The sequence below is a fragment of the Paenibacillus sp. FSL R7-0198 genome (assembly GCF_038000415.1).
Taxonomy (GTDB): Bacteria; Bacillota; Bacilli; order Paenibacillales; family Paenibacillaceae; genus Paenibacillus.
In genome coordinates this window covers 1-14775 of sequence record NZ_JBBOCB010000002.1, presented here as the reverse complement: position 1 = coordinate 14775, position 14775 = coordinate 1, and the positions used below count along the sequence as shown (strand labels likewise).

Annotated in this window: 13 protein-coding genes; 8 read left to right on the top strand and 5 right to left on the bottom strand. The window is 44.0% G+C overall.

Going from position 1 to position 14775, the window contains the following annotated elements; all coding sequences use genetic code 11:
* Positions 1-15: 15 nt before the first annotated feature.
* Positions 16-636, bottom strand: coding sequence for an NAD(P)-dependent oxidoreductase (locus tag MKY87_RS29610; RefSeq protein ID WP_340967788.1), 621 nt, complete (start codon positions 634-636; stop codon positions 16-18).
* A gap of 50 nt (positions 637-686) precedes the next feature.
* Entirely contained in the window at positions 687-2117 is a 1431-nt protein-coding gene (gene pdxR / locus MKY87_RS29605; protein WP_340967614.1) for a MocR-like pyridoxine biosynthesis transcription factor PdxR, read from the bottom strand.
* A 285-nt stretch (positions 2118-2402) separates the two neighbouring features.
* On the opposite strand from pdxR, the gene MKY87_RS29600 reads away from it, so the two are divergent.
* The 7 genes from MKY87_RS29600 (at position 2403) to MKY87_RS29570 (ending at position 10840) form a co-directional block, all read left to right on the top strand.
* Positions 2403-4508: a serine hydrolase domain-containing protein gene (locus MKY87_RS29600; RefSeq protein ID WP_340967612.1), complete on the top strand. Its 2106-nt coding sequence runs from the start codon at positions 2403-2405 to the stop codon at positions 4506-4508.
* Positions 4509-4853: 345 nt separating this feature from the next.
* On the top strand, positions 4854-6302 hold the full coding sequence (locus MKY87_RS29595; protein ID WP_340967611.1) for an amino acid ABC transporter substrate-binding protein/permease: 1449 nt from the start codon (positions 4854-4856) through the stop codon (positions 6300-6302).
* A complete protein-coding gene (locus MKY87_RS29590) occupies positions 6295-7023 on the top strand; it encodes an amino acid ABC transporter ATP-binding protein (RefSeq protein ID WP_340967610.1) in 729 nt (242 codons plus the stop codon). Before MKY87_RS29595 ends, MKY87_RS29590 begins: the two co-directional genes overlap by 8 nt.
* A 138-nt stretch (positions 7024-7161) precedes the next feature.
* Positions 7162-7524, top strand: coding sequence for a hypothetical protein (locus MKY87_RS29585; RefSeq protein WP_340967608.1), 363 nt, complete (start codon positions 7162-7164; stop codon positions 7522-7524).
* Positions 7525-7619: 95 nt separating this feature from the next.
* Positions 7620-8690, top strand: a complete 1071-nt coding sequence (locus MKY87_RS29580) for an NAD(P)-dependent alcohol dehydrogenase (protein WP_340967606.1) — start codon at positions 7620-7622, stop codon at positions 8688-8690.
* A 117-nt stretch (positions 8691-8807) separates the two neighbouring features.
* Complete coding sequence (locus MKY87_RS29575) at positions 8808-9398, top strand: TetR/AcrR family transcriptional regulator (protein ID WP_133385963.1); 591 nt, start codon at positions 8808-8810, stop codon at positions 9396-9398.
* Between the two features lie 68 nt (positions 9399-9466).
* Positions 9467-10840, top strand: coding sequence for an MFS transporter (locus MKY87_RS29570; protein WP_431523324.1), 1374 nt, complete (start codon positions 9467-9469; stop codon positions 10838-10840).
* Positions 10841-10907: 67 nt separating this feature from the next.
* Here the strand turns inward: MKY87_RS29570 and MKY87_RS29565 are convergent, their stop codons facing one another.
* The 3 genes from MKY87_RS29565 to MKY87_RS29555 all read right to left on the bottom strand — a co-directional run bounded on the left by MKY87_RS29565 (position 10908) and on the right by MKY87_RS29555 (position 13817).
* On the bottom strand, positions 10908-12188 hold the full coding sequence (locus tag MKY87_RS29565; protein ID WP_091030550.1) for a glycoside hydrolase family 27 protein: 1281 nt from the start codon (positions 12186-12188) through the stop codon (positions 10908-10910).
* Positions 12189-12296: 108 nt separating this feature from the next.
* The gene (locus MKY87_RS29560) at positions 12297-13178 is read right to left on the bottom strand and encodes an AraC family transcriptional regulator (protein ID WP_340967605.1); all 882 of its coding nucleotides are present in this window, start codon (positions 13176-13178) and stop codon (positions 12297-12299) included.
* 27 nt (positions 13179-13205) lie between these two features.
* A complete protein-coding gene (locus MKY87_RS29555; protein ID WP_340967603.1) occupies positions 13206-13817 on the bottom strand; it encodes a TetR/AcrR family transcriptional regulator in 612 nt (203 codons plus the stop codon).
* A gap of 138 nt (positions 13818-13955) precedes the next feature.
* Here MKY87_RS29555 and MKY87_RS29550 point away from each other — a divergent pair, with 138 nt between their 5' ends.
* Positions 13956-14717: an alpha/beta hydrolase gene (locus MKY87_RS29550; protein ID WP_340967602.1), complete on the top strand. Its 762-nt coding sequence runs from the start codon at positions 13956-13958 to the stop codon at positions 14715-14717.
* Positions 14718-14775 lie beyond the last annotated feature (58 nt).

Below are 14775 nucleotides of genomic sequence, written 5' to 3'. Positions count from 1 at the left end.
ATTATGGACACGCTCTTAGTAGGCTATACCTACACGAGACTGTACATACTCATCAGACATTAATTGCTGATAAGCAAACTCCGCAGTATCGATTACTGATATAGAAGTTCCGCCGTCAGGCAAATAGTCGCGCTCAATCCGGTACTTAAAAAGAGATTCTCCATCATATAAGTAGGTAGGACACACGATGGTCCATTCTAACTTTGAAGCTTTGAGAATGTTGTACATCTCCAGATGTTCTTCAGCTGCCCTCGTGGACTTGCGTCTGGACTCGGGCGATTGAAAACGAAGCAAGCCAGGATCGGTTCGACTTTGCAATATTCCTGCTGTACCAATGGTAATGATTCTTTTGATACGCTCCTGAGCCATAGCCTTAACAATCAATCCCATGGATTGTGATAATGTAGTTGTTCCATCGGTACTTAAGGAACTAACAACGAGATCCACACCCTGTATGGCTTGATAAATATCTTCTTTGACTAAAGCATTCCCTTGATGCAGAACGAAATTGTCATCCCTGATTTGTACCTTTTCCGGGCTTCTAACCAGTGCAGTTACATGATGATTGGAACGTAGGGCATTAGAGACGAAATGACTCCCAACCCGTCCGGTGGCTCCCAATACTAAAATTTTCATTTTCATTACAAAAACATCCTTTCGAATCCGAGTGGAGAGCATGTTCTCCATCATAATACAATCTTTGCAAGCCGATGTATGCCTTCCTCAATCTGCTTCTCATCCACTTTCGCAAAACCTAATATCCATCCTTTTCGGTGACTATCCAAGCAATACTTACTAAGCGGATACACGCGCACACCTTGATCAAGGGCAGCATTCGTCAGCGCTTCTTCGTCAAATGACGTTTCAGATTCTAGAAGCATATGTAATCCCGTTTCCACACCACTTAATGTAAATCGTGAGCCTAGCCCAGAAGCAACAATGGCTTTGGTCATGACTTCGTGTCTGCGTCGATATATGTTCCGAACTCTTCTCATATGGCGCATGAAATGACCACGTTCAATAAAATGAGTTAGCGTTAATTGTTCCATAATCGGCAGATGACGATAGGTTAATTCATGAACTTGAGTAAGGCGATCGATAGCTATTTTGGGGCCAATGATAGCGGATAGTCGAATGCCTGGTGCAACCATTTTGGAAAAACTCATCATATAAAGCGTATTCTGAGGTTGCTGACTGAATATAGTCGGAAGCGGATCTCCACGGTACCTAAATTCGCTATCGTAGTCATCCTCAACAATCCAATATCGATGATGAGCTGCCAAGTGCATCAATTGTTGCCTGCGTGGCTCCGACATAATAACACCAACGGCGCATTGATGAGAAGGTGTGACAAATACGAGTTTTGTCTGTGGGTGAATATGATCTACACATAATCCATACTCATCAACTGGAACGGGATCGACTTGCATCCGGCGGTATTTCATCGCCAACCAAGCGGCTGGGAAGCCGGGATCTTCTACGGAAACTCTGTCTCCCTCACTTAAGAGTGCCTGGGCAATTAAATCAATACTATGTTGTGCACCTGAGGTTAACAAGATTTGATCAACATCGATATGAATGCCTCGTTCAAGTGACAAATAACGCTGAATCTGTTCTCTTAACGCCAGTAACCCTCTGGCATCACCATAAGCCCAAAGATCCAGATTAGGTTCAGTGGAAGCTTGTAAAAAGGATTGCCTCCAGGCTTTTGTGAAACTTTCATCCAGATAAGGCTCATGGGGATTAAAATCAATTTCTATTTTGCGATTGTCTCTATTGCCGAACCAACTATGCAGATGACCAATCGATTCGTTTAGTGTAGGCAGTTCGGGAGGAATAGGCCCTTGCATCGTGATGCCTTCTGTTGACCGAGGTGCATATGTCCAATCACTAACTCTTGTCCCGGCTCGTCGAGAGGTTACCGTATACCCTCGGCTGAATAATTCCTCGTACACAATCTGTATGGTTGACCGTGAAACACCAATTAATTGAGCAAGTTCACGTGATGGAAGCAGCAATTCGCCTGGTTGCCATTTCCCGGTTGTGATATTATGAATCGCTTGATCCAGAAGTTGCTGCCAGATCGGGCGATGGTCATTCCGATTAACTTTTAGCATTGCTTCAACTCCATTACTCATACTGCATTATGGATTGCATTTATTTATGTACTTAGCCATGTTATTGGCACTCCATTGATTGATATACCATTATAGCAAAAGTTTAATTTGCAAACAAAACAAAGCTGGACTAAAGCGATTTTTACCGTGTGTCCAACCTATTTGGGTTGGTCCTGCTTGGTTCATACTCGATTCATATTCAAGCCACAGACAGTTCATCTTCTTCGGTTACACTACTGGAGTACTAACACAGAGATTCCTAATCCATAGACTAGACAGGAGAAGATGAGATTGACACGAAAGAAACGAACGTCTATCGCCGCCATAACTTTGGTGTTTGCAATGATGTCCCCAATGTCGGCCATGGCCACACCCGCTACCAGTAACGATAGTAACCCTACGTATGATCTAACTAAAAAGGCAGTAAGCGCGAAGGCAAAGGTACTCACTGAATCATACGCTACGACAAGTGTGCAGTACGCACTGATGGATGAGGGCGAGATTGTGATCTCCGGTCAGGCAGGCAAAAATGATCTGAAAAACAACATCCCGCTTTCTTCAAATACCATGTATGGCATTGGTTCAACCAGCAAAATGATGCTCACAACCGCCGTAATGAAGCTTGTTGACGAGGACAAGATCGATCTTGATGAGCCTGTCGTGAAGTATATTCCAGACTTTAAAATGAAAGACAAGCGTTACCAACAGATTACACCACGCATGTTACTGAATCATTCATCCGGACTTCTCGGAACGTCAAGTAACAGTTCAATACTGTTTGGAGATAATGATACCTATGCACATGATACGTTACTGGAGCAATTGGCGACGCAACATTTGAAGGCCGATCCTGGCGCATACTCGGTGTATAGTAATGACGGTTTTACATTAGCTGAAATTCTGGTTGAGCGGGTTAGCGGCATGAGCTTCACAACTTTCATGCACCGGTACATAACCGAACCTCTTGGTATGGAGAATACCAAAACACCACAGGATATTGTGGACTTTAGCCAGATGGCAGCAACATATTCCCCTTCGCATGAGGAGCAACTCCCATTAGAGACTACAAATATGATTGCCTCGGGAGGCATCTATTCCACCGCTGAAGATCTGGTTCAGTTCTCGAAAATCTTTACAAGTGAGGTTGAAGGTGTTCTTTCGGAGGAATCCGTAGAGGCCATGGAGCAAGAAGAATACAAGAGAGGCATGTGGCCAGAAGAAGGCGATTCTTCTATTGGTTACGGCCTGGGCTGGGACAGCGTGAACCTGTTTCCTTTTAATGATTACGGCATCCAGGCAGTAAGCAAAGGCGGCAATACAATAACCTATCATTCCTCATTGATTGTACTTCCGGAGTATAATATGGCTGCTGCGGTAACCTCTTCGGGTGGTCATAGCTCAACGGATCAATTGCTGGCAACTGAGCTGTTGCTTGGCGCGCTTGAGGAGAAGAATATCATTCCAGAGCGTAAGCCGGAGAAGTCTTATGATGCACCAGTGAAAACAACCATGCCGAAGGAACTTACACAGCACACTGGCATATACGCGGGTGGGGCAAACATGTTAATGAAGATGGACGTAAAAGATGATGGGCAATTAACGCTATCTAATCTGTCCTCTCCTAACAGTCCTGATCAGACCTATACGTACACCAATGATGGCTCATTTGTTAATGATGCGGCTACGGAAAAGCTGAAGTTCGTTCAGGAAGTCAATGGGAACACATACTTGTGGTCTCGCTCGTATCAGTCCGTTCCTGGGCTTGGGCAAGTTGCTTCCTCGGAATATAAAGCAGAAAAGCTTGAAACCAATGAATTGTCTGCAGAAGTAAAGGCCGCATGGCAGAAACGTGAAGGCAAAGCCTACGTGTTGGTCAATGAAAAATATACATCAACACTGTACAACTCAGCGATGCCGATGATTCCCATTCATACTTTTAATGAGCTGCCTGGTTATATCTACACCAATAAAATTGTTGGAGCTAACCAAGCCGTGAACCAATTGCAAATTCCTGGATTAGCGGGCCGTGACACGATGGAGTTTAATTTCTATGAGGAAAATGGCGTGGAATATGTTACAGCTGGAGGCAACGTTTATGCTGCTCAAGACATCATCAAACCGATCTATGCGGGAAAACAATCGAAGACTACGATTCAGGCGAATGGTCATGCCACATGGTACTCGATTCCAACATCAGCTGCAGGTAAAGAAATGACCGTCAAGATGTCTGCAAACAGCGCATTTGCTGTATACAACCAAGCGGGTGTAGGCATGAATCATACAGTGGTCAGTGGACAAAACGAAATTGTATTGCCTGAGAAGGGAACCATTGTGTTCGCGGGTGAAGCTGGTTCGAAGTTCGAGATTGTATTGACAACCAGAGCAAATTAATAGATGATAAAAAACTGTATAACAAAAAGTCGCGGAAATCGCGGCTTTTTTTGAGTTTTAAATTTTAAATAATATGTTTTAAAGTAAATGTACCTTTTTTCAGATTCACGATGTAATATTGGGTTTCGCAAAGCTTACCTGGAGGGTAAGTATTAAAAGGGCTTTTACTGGTTGGAAAAAAAATGACGGAGGAAAATGTTGCAAGTGGAAAGGCAAAGCATTGATTGTTAATATACAGTAAATAATAACAATCAAATGGGCAGAAGATCGACAAAAAGGTTAACAGTAATACCTATTCAAAGAAAATAATGAATTATTCGGACAACACCGAGACGGGGAGGACACATGAAAACAACGAAGATCTCATTTTTTATACTTTCACTGATGCTGCTCCTGGTGAGCGGTCTAACAGGGTGGGTAGGGAACGCTGCTGCAGCGTCCGATTCCGGTAAAACCTATGTTATCGGAACTGATGTCACATTTGCTCCATTCGAATATGAAGATGAGAATGGTGATTTTGTTGGTATCGACATGGATTTGCTGGATGCCATCGCCAAAGATCAAAATTTCAAGTATCAAATCAAATCCCTGGGATTTAACGCAGCTGTACAGGCACTTGAGGCGAATCAAGTCGATGGTGTGATCGCAGGGATGAGTATTACGGATGAGCGAAAAGCAAAATTTGATTTTTCTGATACTTATTTTGAATCAGGTGTCGTTATGGGTGTTAGTGCCAACAATGACACAATTAAGAGTTATGAAGACCTTCGTGGGCAGAAGGTAGCCGTGAAAACCGGAACAGAAGGGTTTAGTTTTGCAGAGTCCATTGCTACAGAGTATGGATTTACGATCGTTCCGTTTGATGAGTCATACCAAATGTATGAGGATGTAAAAACCGGTAATTCCGTAGCCTGTTTTGAAGATTATCCTGTACTGGCCTATGGGGTTAATCAGAACAACGGTTTGAAAATTGTTACCGACAAAGAAGATGGCGCTCCTTATGGTTTTGCAGTAAGCAAGGGGAAAAACCAGGAGCTTCTGGAGATGTTTAATACAGGTCTCGCCAATATCAAAGCTAACGGTGAGTATAAACGCATTACCGAGACATATCTTGGTGAGAACGCTCCGACTGTTGCTAATCAAGGTCGCTGGGAGCTAATTCAGAAATCTCTTCCTGCACTTTTTAAAGGTCTGGGAAACACACTTTTATACACGATTGTGTCCCTGTTCTTTGCGTTTATCATCGGTCTGATTTTCGGATTTATGAAGGTGGGACAGAACAAATTCCTTCGTGGTGTTGCCACTGTATTTGTAGATATCTTCCGCGGCATTCCGCTGATTGTCCTGGCATTCTTTATTTATTTCGGGATTCCACAGGCGATGGGCTTCACGATGCCATTGTTCTTGGCAGCGATTCTGACACTTAGTCTGAATGCAGGAGCGTACGTAACCGAGATTATCCGAGGCGGGATTCAATCGATTGATCGTGGTCAGATGGAAGCTGCCCGTTCATTGGGTCTTCCTTATCGCAAAGCGATGATAAAGATTGTCATTCCGCAGGCAGTGCGGGTTATGATTCCGTCCTTCATTAACCAGATGGTTATCACGTTGAAGGATACGTCAATCTTGTCCGTTATTGGTCTCGTAGAGTTGACACAATCGGGTAAAATTGTTATTGCAAGAACGTTCTCCTCTTTTGACATTTGGTTAACGGTTGCGGTTATGTATCTGATTGTCATCATCACATTGACCAAAGTTGCTGATTATCTGGAGGTGAAGGTTCGTCGTGGCTAAAATAAAAGTTGAAGGTTTGAAGAAAAGTTTCGGCACGAATCAGGTTCTCAAGGGAATTGATGTGGCGGTCAACGAAGGAGAAGTCGTCTGTGTCATCGGGCCTTCCGGTTCGGGAAAAAGTACCTTCTTGCGCTGCATCAACCAATTAGATGCCATTACGGCAGGCCGGGTTATCGTGGATGATCAGGATCTGAATGATCCTAAAACCAACCTAAACAAAGCTCGTGAAAATATTGGCATGGTATTTCAACATTTTAACTTGTTCCCTCATTTTAGTGTACTTAAAAACATCATGTTTGCGCCCAGAGAACTCGGGATATTAAATTCACAGCAGGCGCGCGATACAGCACTCAAATTACTTGACCGTGTGGGTCTGTCTGATAAAGCAGATAGCTTCCCAACACAACTGTCAGGTGGACAAAAACAACGTGTAGCGATCGCTCGTGCGCTTGCCATGAATCCGGACGTTATGTTATTTGATGAACCAACTTCGGCGCTCGACCCTGAGATGGTAGGAGAAGTGCTTGGTGTTATGAAAGACCTCGCGAGCGAAGGCATGACGATGATGATCGTTACCCATGAGATGGGTTTTGCCCGTGAAGTAGCCGATCGTGTGATCTTCATGGACGGTGGTTATATCGTCGAGCAGGGCACTCCGGAAGAGATATTTGGAAATCCGAAGAATGAACGGACGATCAGCTTTTTGGAGAAGGTACTCTAGAACTGAATCGAGAATGAACACATTGAAAGTCGCTATTTTAAGCGGCTTTTTTTGTTATATTTATGAGGTGATATTATAGGTAGCGCTCCTTTCTTAAAAGACCAACCAACTAAGCGAAGAAAGAGAGGTCATTACTCCATGGAAAACGTTTCACAAGAAGATCAACTGGAATCTATCAAAGCCTTTCAATCAACCATCCGCAAATCGGAGAATGCTCTAGAAAACATGATTCAGAAAAGTTCAAATACTACCTTATTACAAAAACGCCTCAAAGCTCTGCATATCGGCGCAGCGTTATTGGAAAATGTCTGGAATCAAAAAGCTCATTCATACACCAAGGAAGATATAGCAGAAGCCCGCCTTGTCTTGATTGGATTGTTTCCATCCCTTGAGAGCATGTATCTCAAGTCCAAAGAAGGTAGCCCTCAAAAGACTCTACTGGAGAGAAGGATTAAAGCCTTCCGGCTAGCTGTTCAAGCCATGGATGATCTCGCAATTTAATCATTTCAACATTCTAAATCTTCAACAAATGAAACCGCTGAATATATTCAACGTATCCATTGTTTGACAGGAAGATTGGGTATGCGTAATGGACCATGGATACACATATGTCTATCGAATGGAGACTGATCATGGGCGAAAAAACGAATAATGCTGGATTACCCCAAGAACGGGGAAATAACACCATGAATGCATTGGTATATGATACCTACGGAACACCAGAAGTCCTTCGATTAGAGAAATTAGCCATCCCTATGCCCAAGGATCATGAAGTGTTAATTGAGGTCCATGCCACTTCGGTAAACTCCTGGGACTGGGATCTCCTTCATGGGAAGCCATTCGTTAACCGCATCGGCGCGGTCCGACAGCCTCGTTATCGAATTCTTGGCGCAGATGTCGCAGGGCGTGTAATCGCCGTTGGAGCTTCAGCTACACGGTTCAAACCAGGAGACAAGGTGTTCGGAGATCTTTCCGGTTGCGGCTGGGGTGGATTCGCGGAATATGTATGTGCGGCTGAGAATGCCTTGACACCCAAACCTGCGGGTATCAACTATGTGCAGGCAGCAGCTATTCCTCAGGCAGCCGTTCTGGCTTTGCAAGGTCTACGTGATCGGGGGGAGCTGCAAAAGGGACAGCGTGTTCTGATTAATGGCGCCGGTGGCGGAGTCGGAACATTTGCCATCCAATATGCCAAATTGCTTGGGGCTGAGGTGACTGGCGTTGACAGTGCTGAAAAGCTCGATATGTTACTCGCTGTGGGAGCTGACTATGTGTTGGATTATAGGAAAGCTGATTTCACTGCAAAAGGAGTACAATACGACCTGATTCTGGATGTTATTGGCAAGCATTCGGTTTTTGCTGTGAAACGTGCATTAGTTAAGGGGGGCAGATATGTGATGATTGGAGGTCCAATGTGGCAAATTCTTCTCAATCTGATGTCAGCTCCTATTGTTGCCAGGCTTAATTATAAGCAAATAATACTTCTCATTCATAAACCGAATCATGAGGATCAAGAAGTATGGAAAGAACTTGTTGAATCAGGCCAGGTCGTGCCGATTGTTTATCGGGAGTATGCATTAAGTGAAGCGGCTCAAGCCATTCGGGATATTGGAGAAGGTCGTGTGAAAGGAAAAGCCGTCGTCTCCATCAAGAAAACGGAAGTATGAACAGAAGGGCATCATGAAGGTAGCTTGTCGATTCGTACCTTGACAACAAAAAACTCTTTAGTTATTATTGCATCAATGACAGTGGTTACTGACATTCAGGAAGGAGGGGATATAGACATGTCCATTAGCAGCAATCTAAGCAGTAAAGAAAAATTAATGTTGACGGCCATCGATTTAATTTCAAAAAAAGGCTATAAAAGTGTGACGACACAGGAAATAGCTACAACAGCCGGACTAAGTGAAAAAACCTTGTTTCGGCACTTTGGAACCAAACAAAACTTGTTAGAGACTGCCTTTGACCAATATCATTATGCAGAAGAGATGACAAGGATCTTCAATGAAAAACTCGTATGGGATCTGTATACAGATTTGTTGCTGATCAGCAAGACATATCATAATATCATGAACCGTAACCGCAAATTGTTTATGATTAGCCTGAAGGAAGTAGAGCATCTACCCGGTTATAGAGAGAGAACGGTAAAGCATCCTCAACAACTTTTGGAGATTCTAACCAATTACTTTAATATCATGTTTGATAAAGGAAAGTTGGTTCAAATCAATCCTGAACTGCAAGCTTTTTCATTCATGTCATTGAATTATGGCGTATTCATAAATAATCTCGAAGAAGATGTGCTTTTTCCAGGGCTCTCATTGGAAGGCATCATTACAGAGAGTGTGTGGACGTTTACTAGGGCATTAACTCCCTAGTTTTTTTAAAGTTTTTAATGACAGTAAGTACTGACAGACAATTTATATTCAAAAGAATTGAGGAGAGTATGATGAACACCAATAAAGAAGCGTTATTGCTCCGTGTTCTTGTTTTCACATTGATCATATCAGTCATGAATGGAATGATGTTTAATGTTGTATTACCTGTGATTGGCAAAGAGTTCCAACTTACTGCTTCTCAAGCGAGTTGGATCGTTACAGGGTATTTGATTGTATATGCGATAGGTACTGTTACTTACGGGAAACTTACCGATAAATACAGCATAAAGGGTCTAATTTCATTTGGTCTTTGGATATTGGCAGCAGGCTCTCTTCTGGGGATTGTGGCTACAGAGTATTGGATGGTTATTGTTGCACGGATCGTACAAGCTGCTGGTGCAGCGGTCATACCTGCATTGGCCATGATTATTCCCGTTCGATACTTCGCACCGGAGAAACGCGGGCAAGCGTTGGGTACCTCCGCCATTGGAATCGCTCTTGGAAATGCTCTTGCTCCGATCGTAGCCGGATTTGTATCGAGTGCTTTAAGTTGGCAATTTCTTTTTGTAATCCCATTGCTTTCTCTTGCTGCGCTACCTTTTTATCGAAAATACATGGATGATGAAAGAGGCGGCAGTGAAAAAATGGATTATTTGGGCGGAGCGTTATTAGCAGGAACGGTTGCTACACTTTTGCTCGCATTAACCCAATCTAATGCATGGTTCCTATTAATCGGGATGGTCTTATTAATACTGTTCATCATGCGCATTCGTTATGCGGAAGTGCCGTTTGTGAAACCCGCTGTTTTTCAAAACAAAGCATATTCAGCTGGAATGGGAATTGCATTCCTTCTGATCGCAATCAGTCCTGCTATTCCATTTACTACGCCACAATTGCTCTCGGAAGTACATGGTCTATCCCCAGCATTGACAGGTGTCATTATGCTACCTTCTGCGCTCGTAGCTGCACTCCTCGGACGCAAAGGTGGAAGGCTTGCGGATGAAAAAGGGAATCCTTTTCTACTTTATACGGCATCTTCACTACTTGTTGTTGGTTTCATAAGCCTATCATTAGTTGTAGGTGCTACACCTGTCTTGATTTCCTTTTTTCTTGTTTTTGGTGTTCTGGGTCAGTCTTATATGCAAATTGCGATCTCAAATACCATTGCTCAGACGCTTCCCAAAGAGCAAATTGGAATCGGGATGGGGTTGCTATCCATGTTTAACTTCATTGCAGTGTCTGTGTCTACTGCTGCCCTAGGAAAGGTGCTTGACGGGGGAAAAACCACGCTTCAACTGAACCCTTTGATTCAAGATAAGACAGCTTTTGTGTACAGTAATATTTTTATTGTGCTCGCTTTGTTTGTTATTGCGATGACCATGTTATATATGCTGCAATTTGGGCGTAAGTCCAAAACTGTTCATCATTCGAGTGCATCTTAACGATGAACATGAAATGAGAGAGAGGCCTGTCTAATGAACGACAGACCTCTCTTTTTCTTTTGCAAACTTAGGAAAACCGATAGAGACGCACGCCGTGCGCAGGTACAGTAGTAACTAAGGAATTCTCTGTAAATTCAGCTGCTTCTCGGCTCCACAATTCGGTACCTTCGGTAATGCTGGATAGTCCGACCTCATCAATGGATAGATCCACAGGTAGAGAATTCTCACCGATGTTGAATACAGCGACGTAAGAGGAACCATCCGCATGCTGGGCAGTCCACACAATAAGATCTTCTTTACGTAAGGCTTCTTTGGCTCCATAACTCTCGCGATGCATTCGCAGAACCTCACGATTGGTCAACAGGGATAGTGTCCAGTCATCATTATCTCGCAGTTCACCACCAAAAATGAGCGGGGAGCGGAAGATACTCCACAGTGACATCATCGTCAATTGCTCATCAGGCGTGAACCGAGTCCAACGATCTGCTCCACCACCGTCTACAGAACGGATACCGATATGACCCAAAGGCAACATATCACAGTCTGGCCAGCAACCTGCTTGGGGAACGCCCTGCCACGTCCGGCAGCGGTCGAACATATCCAATAACAGCGGCCAAAGGTCCCAGAAATCGTCGGTGACACGCCACATGTTGGCATGATCAGCTAAGAATTCTGAGTATTCCACCGGGGCAGGGCCAGGAGAGAGACTTAGTACCATGGGCCGACCGGAGCGCTCAATCGCTTTGGATATCATTTCGATCTCAGGCTGATGGGTGTCATAGAGCCTTGAAGCAGCAATATCGTCCACCTTCACCAAGTCAACGCCCCATTGTGCATACAGTTCAAAAAGCGAATCGTAGTAGGCTTGTGCGCCTTCTTTTGAGCTATCAACACCATACATATCTGTATTCCACGGACAGATGGAATTTGGATGAGCAATATCGCGCGCAGTGGCGGTTGTACCCAGAATCGGAGTAGCCGCATGTGCAGCTTGACGTGGAATACCGCGCATGATGTGAATGCCAAATTGCAGCCCAAGACTATGAACGTAGTCGGCTAATGGCTTAAATCCCTGTCCACCTGCAGCGGAGGGAAACCGATTCTCGGCAGGCATAAGCCGCGAATATTCATCCATGATGAGTGGAACGAACGGACGATATTGCGAAGAATTGGCCAAAGGCTCGTACCATTGAATGTCGACCGTAATATAGCTCCAGCCGAAGTCTTTAAGATGTTCTGCCATGTACTCGGCGTTGCCACGAATTTCGTCTTCCGTAACGGCCGCTCCGTAACAATCCCAGCTGTTCCAGCCAAGCGGTGGAGTTGATGCTGCAAGCGTATGATTCATGGGAATGCTCCTTTATGGATTAATTATTGCTCTCGCTCAATTCATCATAATAAAGGATTTTATTAATATCTACAGTAATGTTGAGTATAAAATAGCAAAATATTGCGGTTAGTCGAAGAACAATTTACGGTACACAAGGCTTTCTCCGCCACTACGAAATTCACCTGGCGTAGCGCCGGTTATGCTGCGAAAGGCTTTGATAAAATAACTTCCGCTGGAATAACCGACTTGCTCGGCGATGACTTCAATGCTAAGCGTAGTTCCGCGCAGCAGTTCCATTGCTTTCTCGGTACGTACACGGGTCAGATAAGCACCAGGCGTCAAACCTGTACTGGAGGAAAAGCGACGTATAAAGTGATATTTGGAAAGGGAAACATGCTCCGCAAGGTGATCGATACTGATCATCTTGGAGTAGTTGTTTTCTATGTATTCAACGGCTATTTGAATGTTTTCAGACCAATTCTCCCTGTTGCGCAATGTTGTTTTCTGTAATCGAGTCAATTCTGTCATGAACTGATATACGCTGGATGATGCGATCAGAGGATCGGTGATTCTGCCTGCCGCCGCATCAGTCACGATCATCCGCAACAGTCGGATAGGTGTACAATCAGCGGGAAGATAGGGAACTTCTCCAGCTTCCCGAAGGAATTTTCGCCAATGGGGCAGAATAAGAGTGGGCCTGAACAGGAGGAACAGAAACTCCCAAGGTTCTTTTGATGCTGGATGGTAGTAATAGCGATGAGTTCCCGGAATTTCGGCCAAAAAAGCTTGTCCTGCGGTAACATGATGAATGCGATTGTTCGACTCAAATACACCTTCACCAGAGATTGTATATTGGAATAACAGGAGAGGCCCGTCCGAACGTTCGAGTCCATCCCAATGATAAGAAGGATCGGTTATTGAATCACTTCCTGCCGCATAGAGTACACACAGTTGGAGATCCTTGTCTTCGGCAAATCGAAACCCATAGGTTCCTCTAGGGATATTCATGTTAGCTCTCCTTGTTGCCCTGAATTTTTACTGCGCTCCGCGAATGAAAATATCTACTAGCTTCTGGCCAAGCGAAAAGTTGGAACCATATTTATGCAGGTTATCTTCCCGATTCCCCATTAACATCAATGTCGAGAAGGTCTCTGCCAGGAAAAAAGGATCGTCCGTCCTCAGTCTGTTTTCATCCATTGCCCGTTGGAAATGAGAGGCTAACACTTCGTGAATCTGATGCTCCGCGTTGCGTATATCCTGAATTTGAGCTGGTTCAAGAAAAGGCTCAGCTTCTCTGAGCATGGTTTCAATCTCCGCATGTGGATTGCCCAGTCTGGCCTCTGCCAATCGCACAAGCCCCGACTCTAAATTTTCGGCTTGATCAAGCATATGCGAGGTTAACCGACTCACATTCTGCAGCATCGTTGTAAAGGCAACCTTAAAAAGCTCTGGTTTACTGGTGAAATGATAATAAATGGTTGGTTTTGAGACGCTACATGCTTTGCCAATTTGCTGAAGTGTGACTGTTTCGTAGCCATACTCCATGAATAACTGTGAAGCAGTTTGAATAATGGTTTGCTGAATTGAGATATCGTCGTTGCCATGTTTGGGTCTTCCAGGCAATCGTTTGTGTGTTTTTTCTGTCATTGGACTTCCCTCCATAAATATTTTATGACAAATAACGATAGTAAGCAAAATCAACTTGTAATTATACTTACCGGTAAGTATAATTATGAAGAGTTAAAAAAGACATATCATTATCCTCATACTAAGGTGGTTTTAAGGTTGAAAACAGCACAACGTACAAACAAATGGAAAAAGATAATCATGTGGACGATCCTGTCCATCGTTATCATCGTGGCCGGTGTTTTCGTATATCTCAATTCGGTTACGTATAGTCCTTCTGAACGAGCGGAAACGGCGATGACAAGTGATGCTCAGGTTAATGTCACTAAGATTAAGGACGGTTACCGATTTGAACCCGTGGGTACAGAGATAACCAAACCGAATATTATTTTTTATCCAGGCGGTCTGGTTGAACCTGAAAGTTATTCTCCACTTGCCAGAGAAATGGCAGAACAGGGTCACCGCGTATATATCGCAAACATGCCAATAAACTTGGCGATTTTCGGTCAAAACAAGGCTGATTCCTTTATCGAGGAACATCCTAACGAAGCGTTTGTTATTGGTGGCCATTCGTTGGGAGGGTCATTTGCATCACGGTATGCTGCGGAGCACAATGAGAAGTTGGAAGGCGTCTTTTTCTTGGCTTCTTATGCAGATGAAGGAGGTAGCTTGAAGAATACGGACTTGTCTATCTTACAGATTACAGGCTCGGATGACGGAGTGCTTAACAGGGAAGACTGGGAGAACTCCAAAGCAAATCTTCCGGAAGACACGACATATGTGAGTATTGAGGGTGGAAATCACGGTCAATTTGGCTCATATGGCATGCAAAAAGGAGATAATCAGCCTGCTATTGCGGAAGAAGAGCAGTTGGAAGAGGTTGTAGCAGCATTAGGGAACTGGATGGATAATTTAAAATAATGTATTAAATTTATGTGTTGAATGGTAATGATCCGTGGTACGATTAAAGTCGCTATTT

What these genes read in the sequence shown, in the direction of transcription:
- MKY87_RS29575 (WP_133385963.1), top strand. Translation starts at nt 8,808, where the DNA reads ATGTCCATTAGCAGCAATCTAAGCAGTAAAGAAAAATTAATGTTGACG.
- MKY87_RS29560 (WP_340967605.1), bottom strand. Translation starts at nt 13,178, where the DNA reads ATGAATATCCCTAGAGGAACCTATGGGTTTCGATTTGCCGAAGACAAG.
- MKY87_RS29600 (WP_340967612.1), top strand. Translation starts at nt 2,403, where the DNA reads ATGAGATTGACACGAAAGAAACGAACGTCTATCGCCGCCATAACTTTG.
- MKY87_RS29565 (WP_091030550.1), bottom strand. Translation starts at nt 12,188, where the DNA reads ATGAATCATACGCTTGCAGCATCAACTCCACCGCTTGGCTGGAACAGC.
- MKY87_RS29570 (WP_431523324.1), top strand. Translation starts at nt 9,467, where the DNA reads ATGATGAACACCAATAAAGAAGCGTTATTGCTCCGTGTTCTTGTTTTC.
- MKY87_RS29610 (WP_340967788.1), bottom strand. Translation starts at nt 636, where the DNA reads ATGAAAATTTTAGTATTGGGAGCCACCGGACGGGTTGGGAGTCATTTC.
- MKY87_RS29595 (WP_340967611.1), top strand. Translation starts at nt 4,854, where the DNA reads ATGAAAACAACGAAGATCTCATTTTTTATACTTTCACTGATGCTGCTC.
- pdxR (WP_340967614.1), bottom strand. Translation starts at nt 2,117, where the DNA reads ATGCTAAAAGTTAATCGGAATGACCATCGCCCGATCTGGCAGCAACTT.
- MKY87_RS29555 (WP_340967603.1), bottom strand. Translation starts at nt 13,817, where the DNA reads ATGACAGAAAAAACACACAAACGATTGCCTGGAAGACCCAAACATGGC.
- MKY87_RS29580 (WP_340967606.1), top strand. Translation starts at nt 7,620, where the DNA reads ATGGATACACATATGTCTATCGAATGGAGACTGATCATGGGCGAAAAA.
- MKY87_RS29585 (WP_340967608.1), top strand. Translation starts at nt 7,162, where the DNA reads ATGGAAAACGTTTCACAAGAAGATCAACTGGAATCTATCAAAGCCTTT.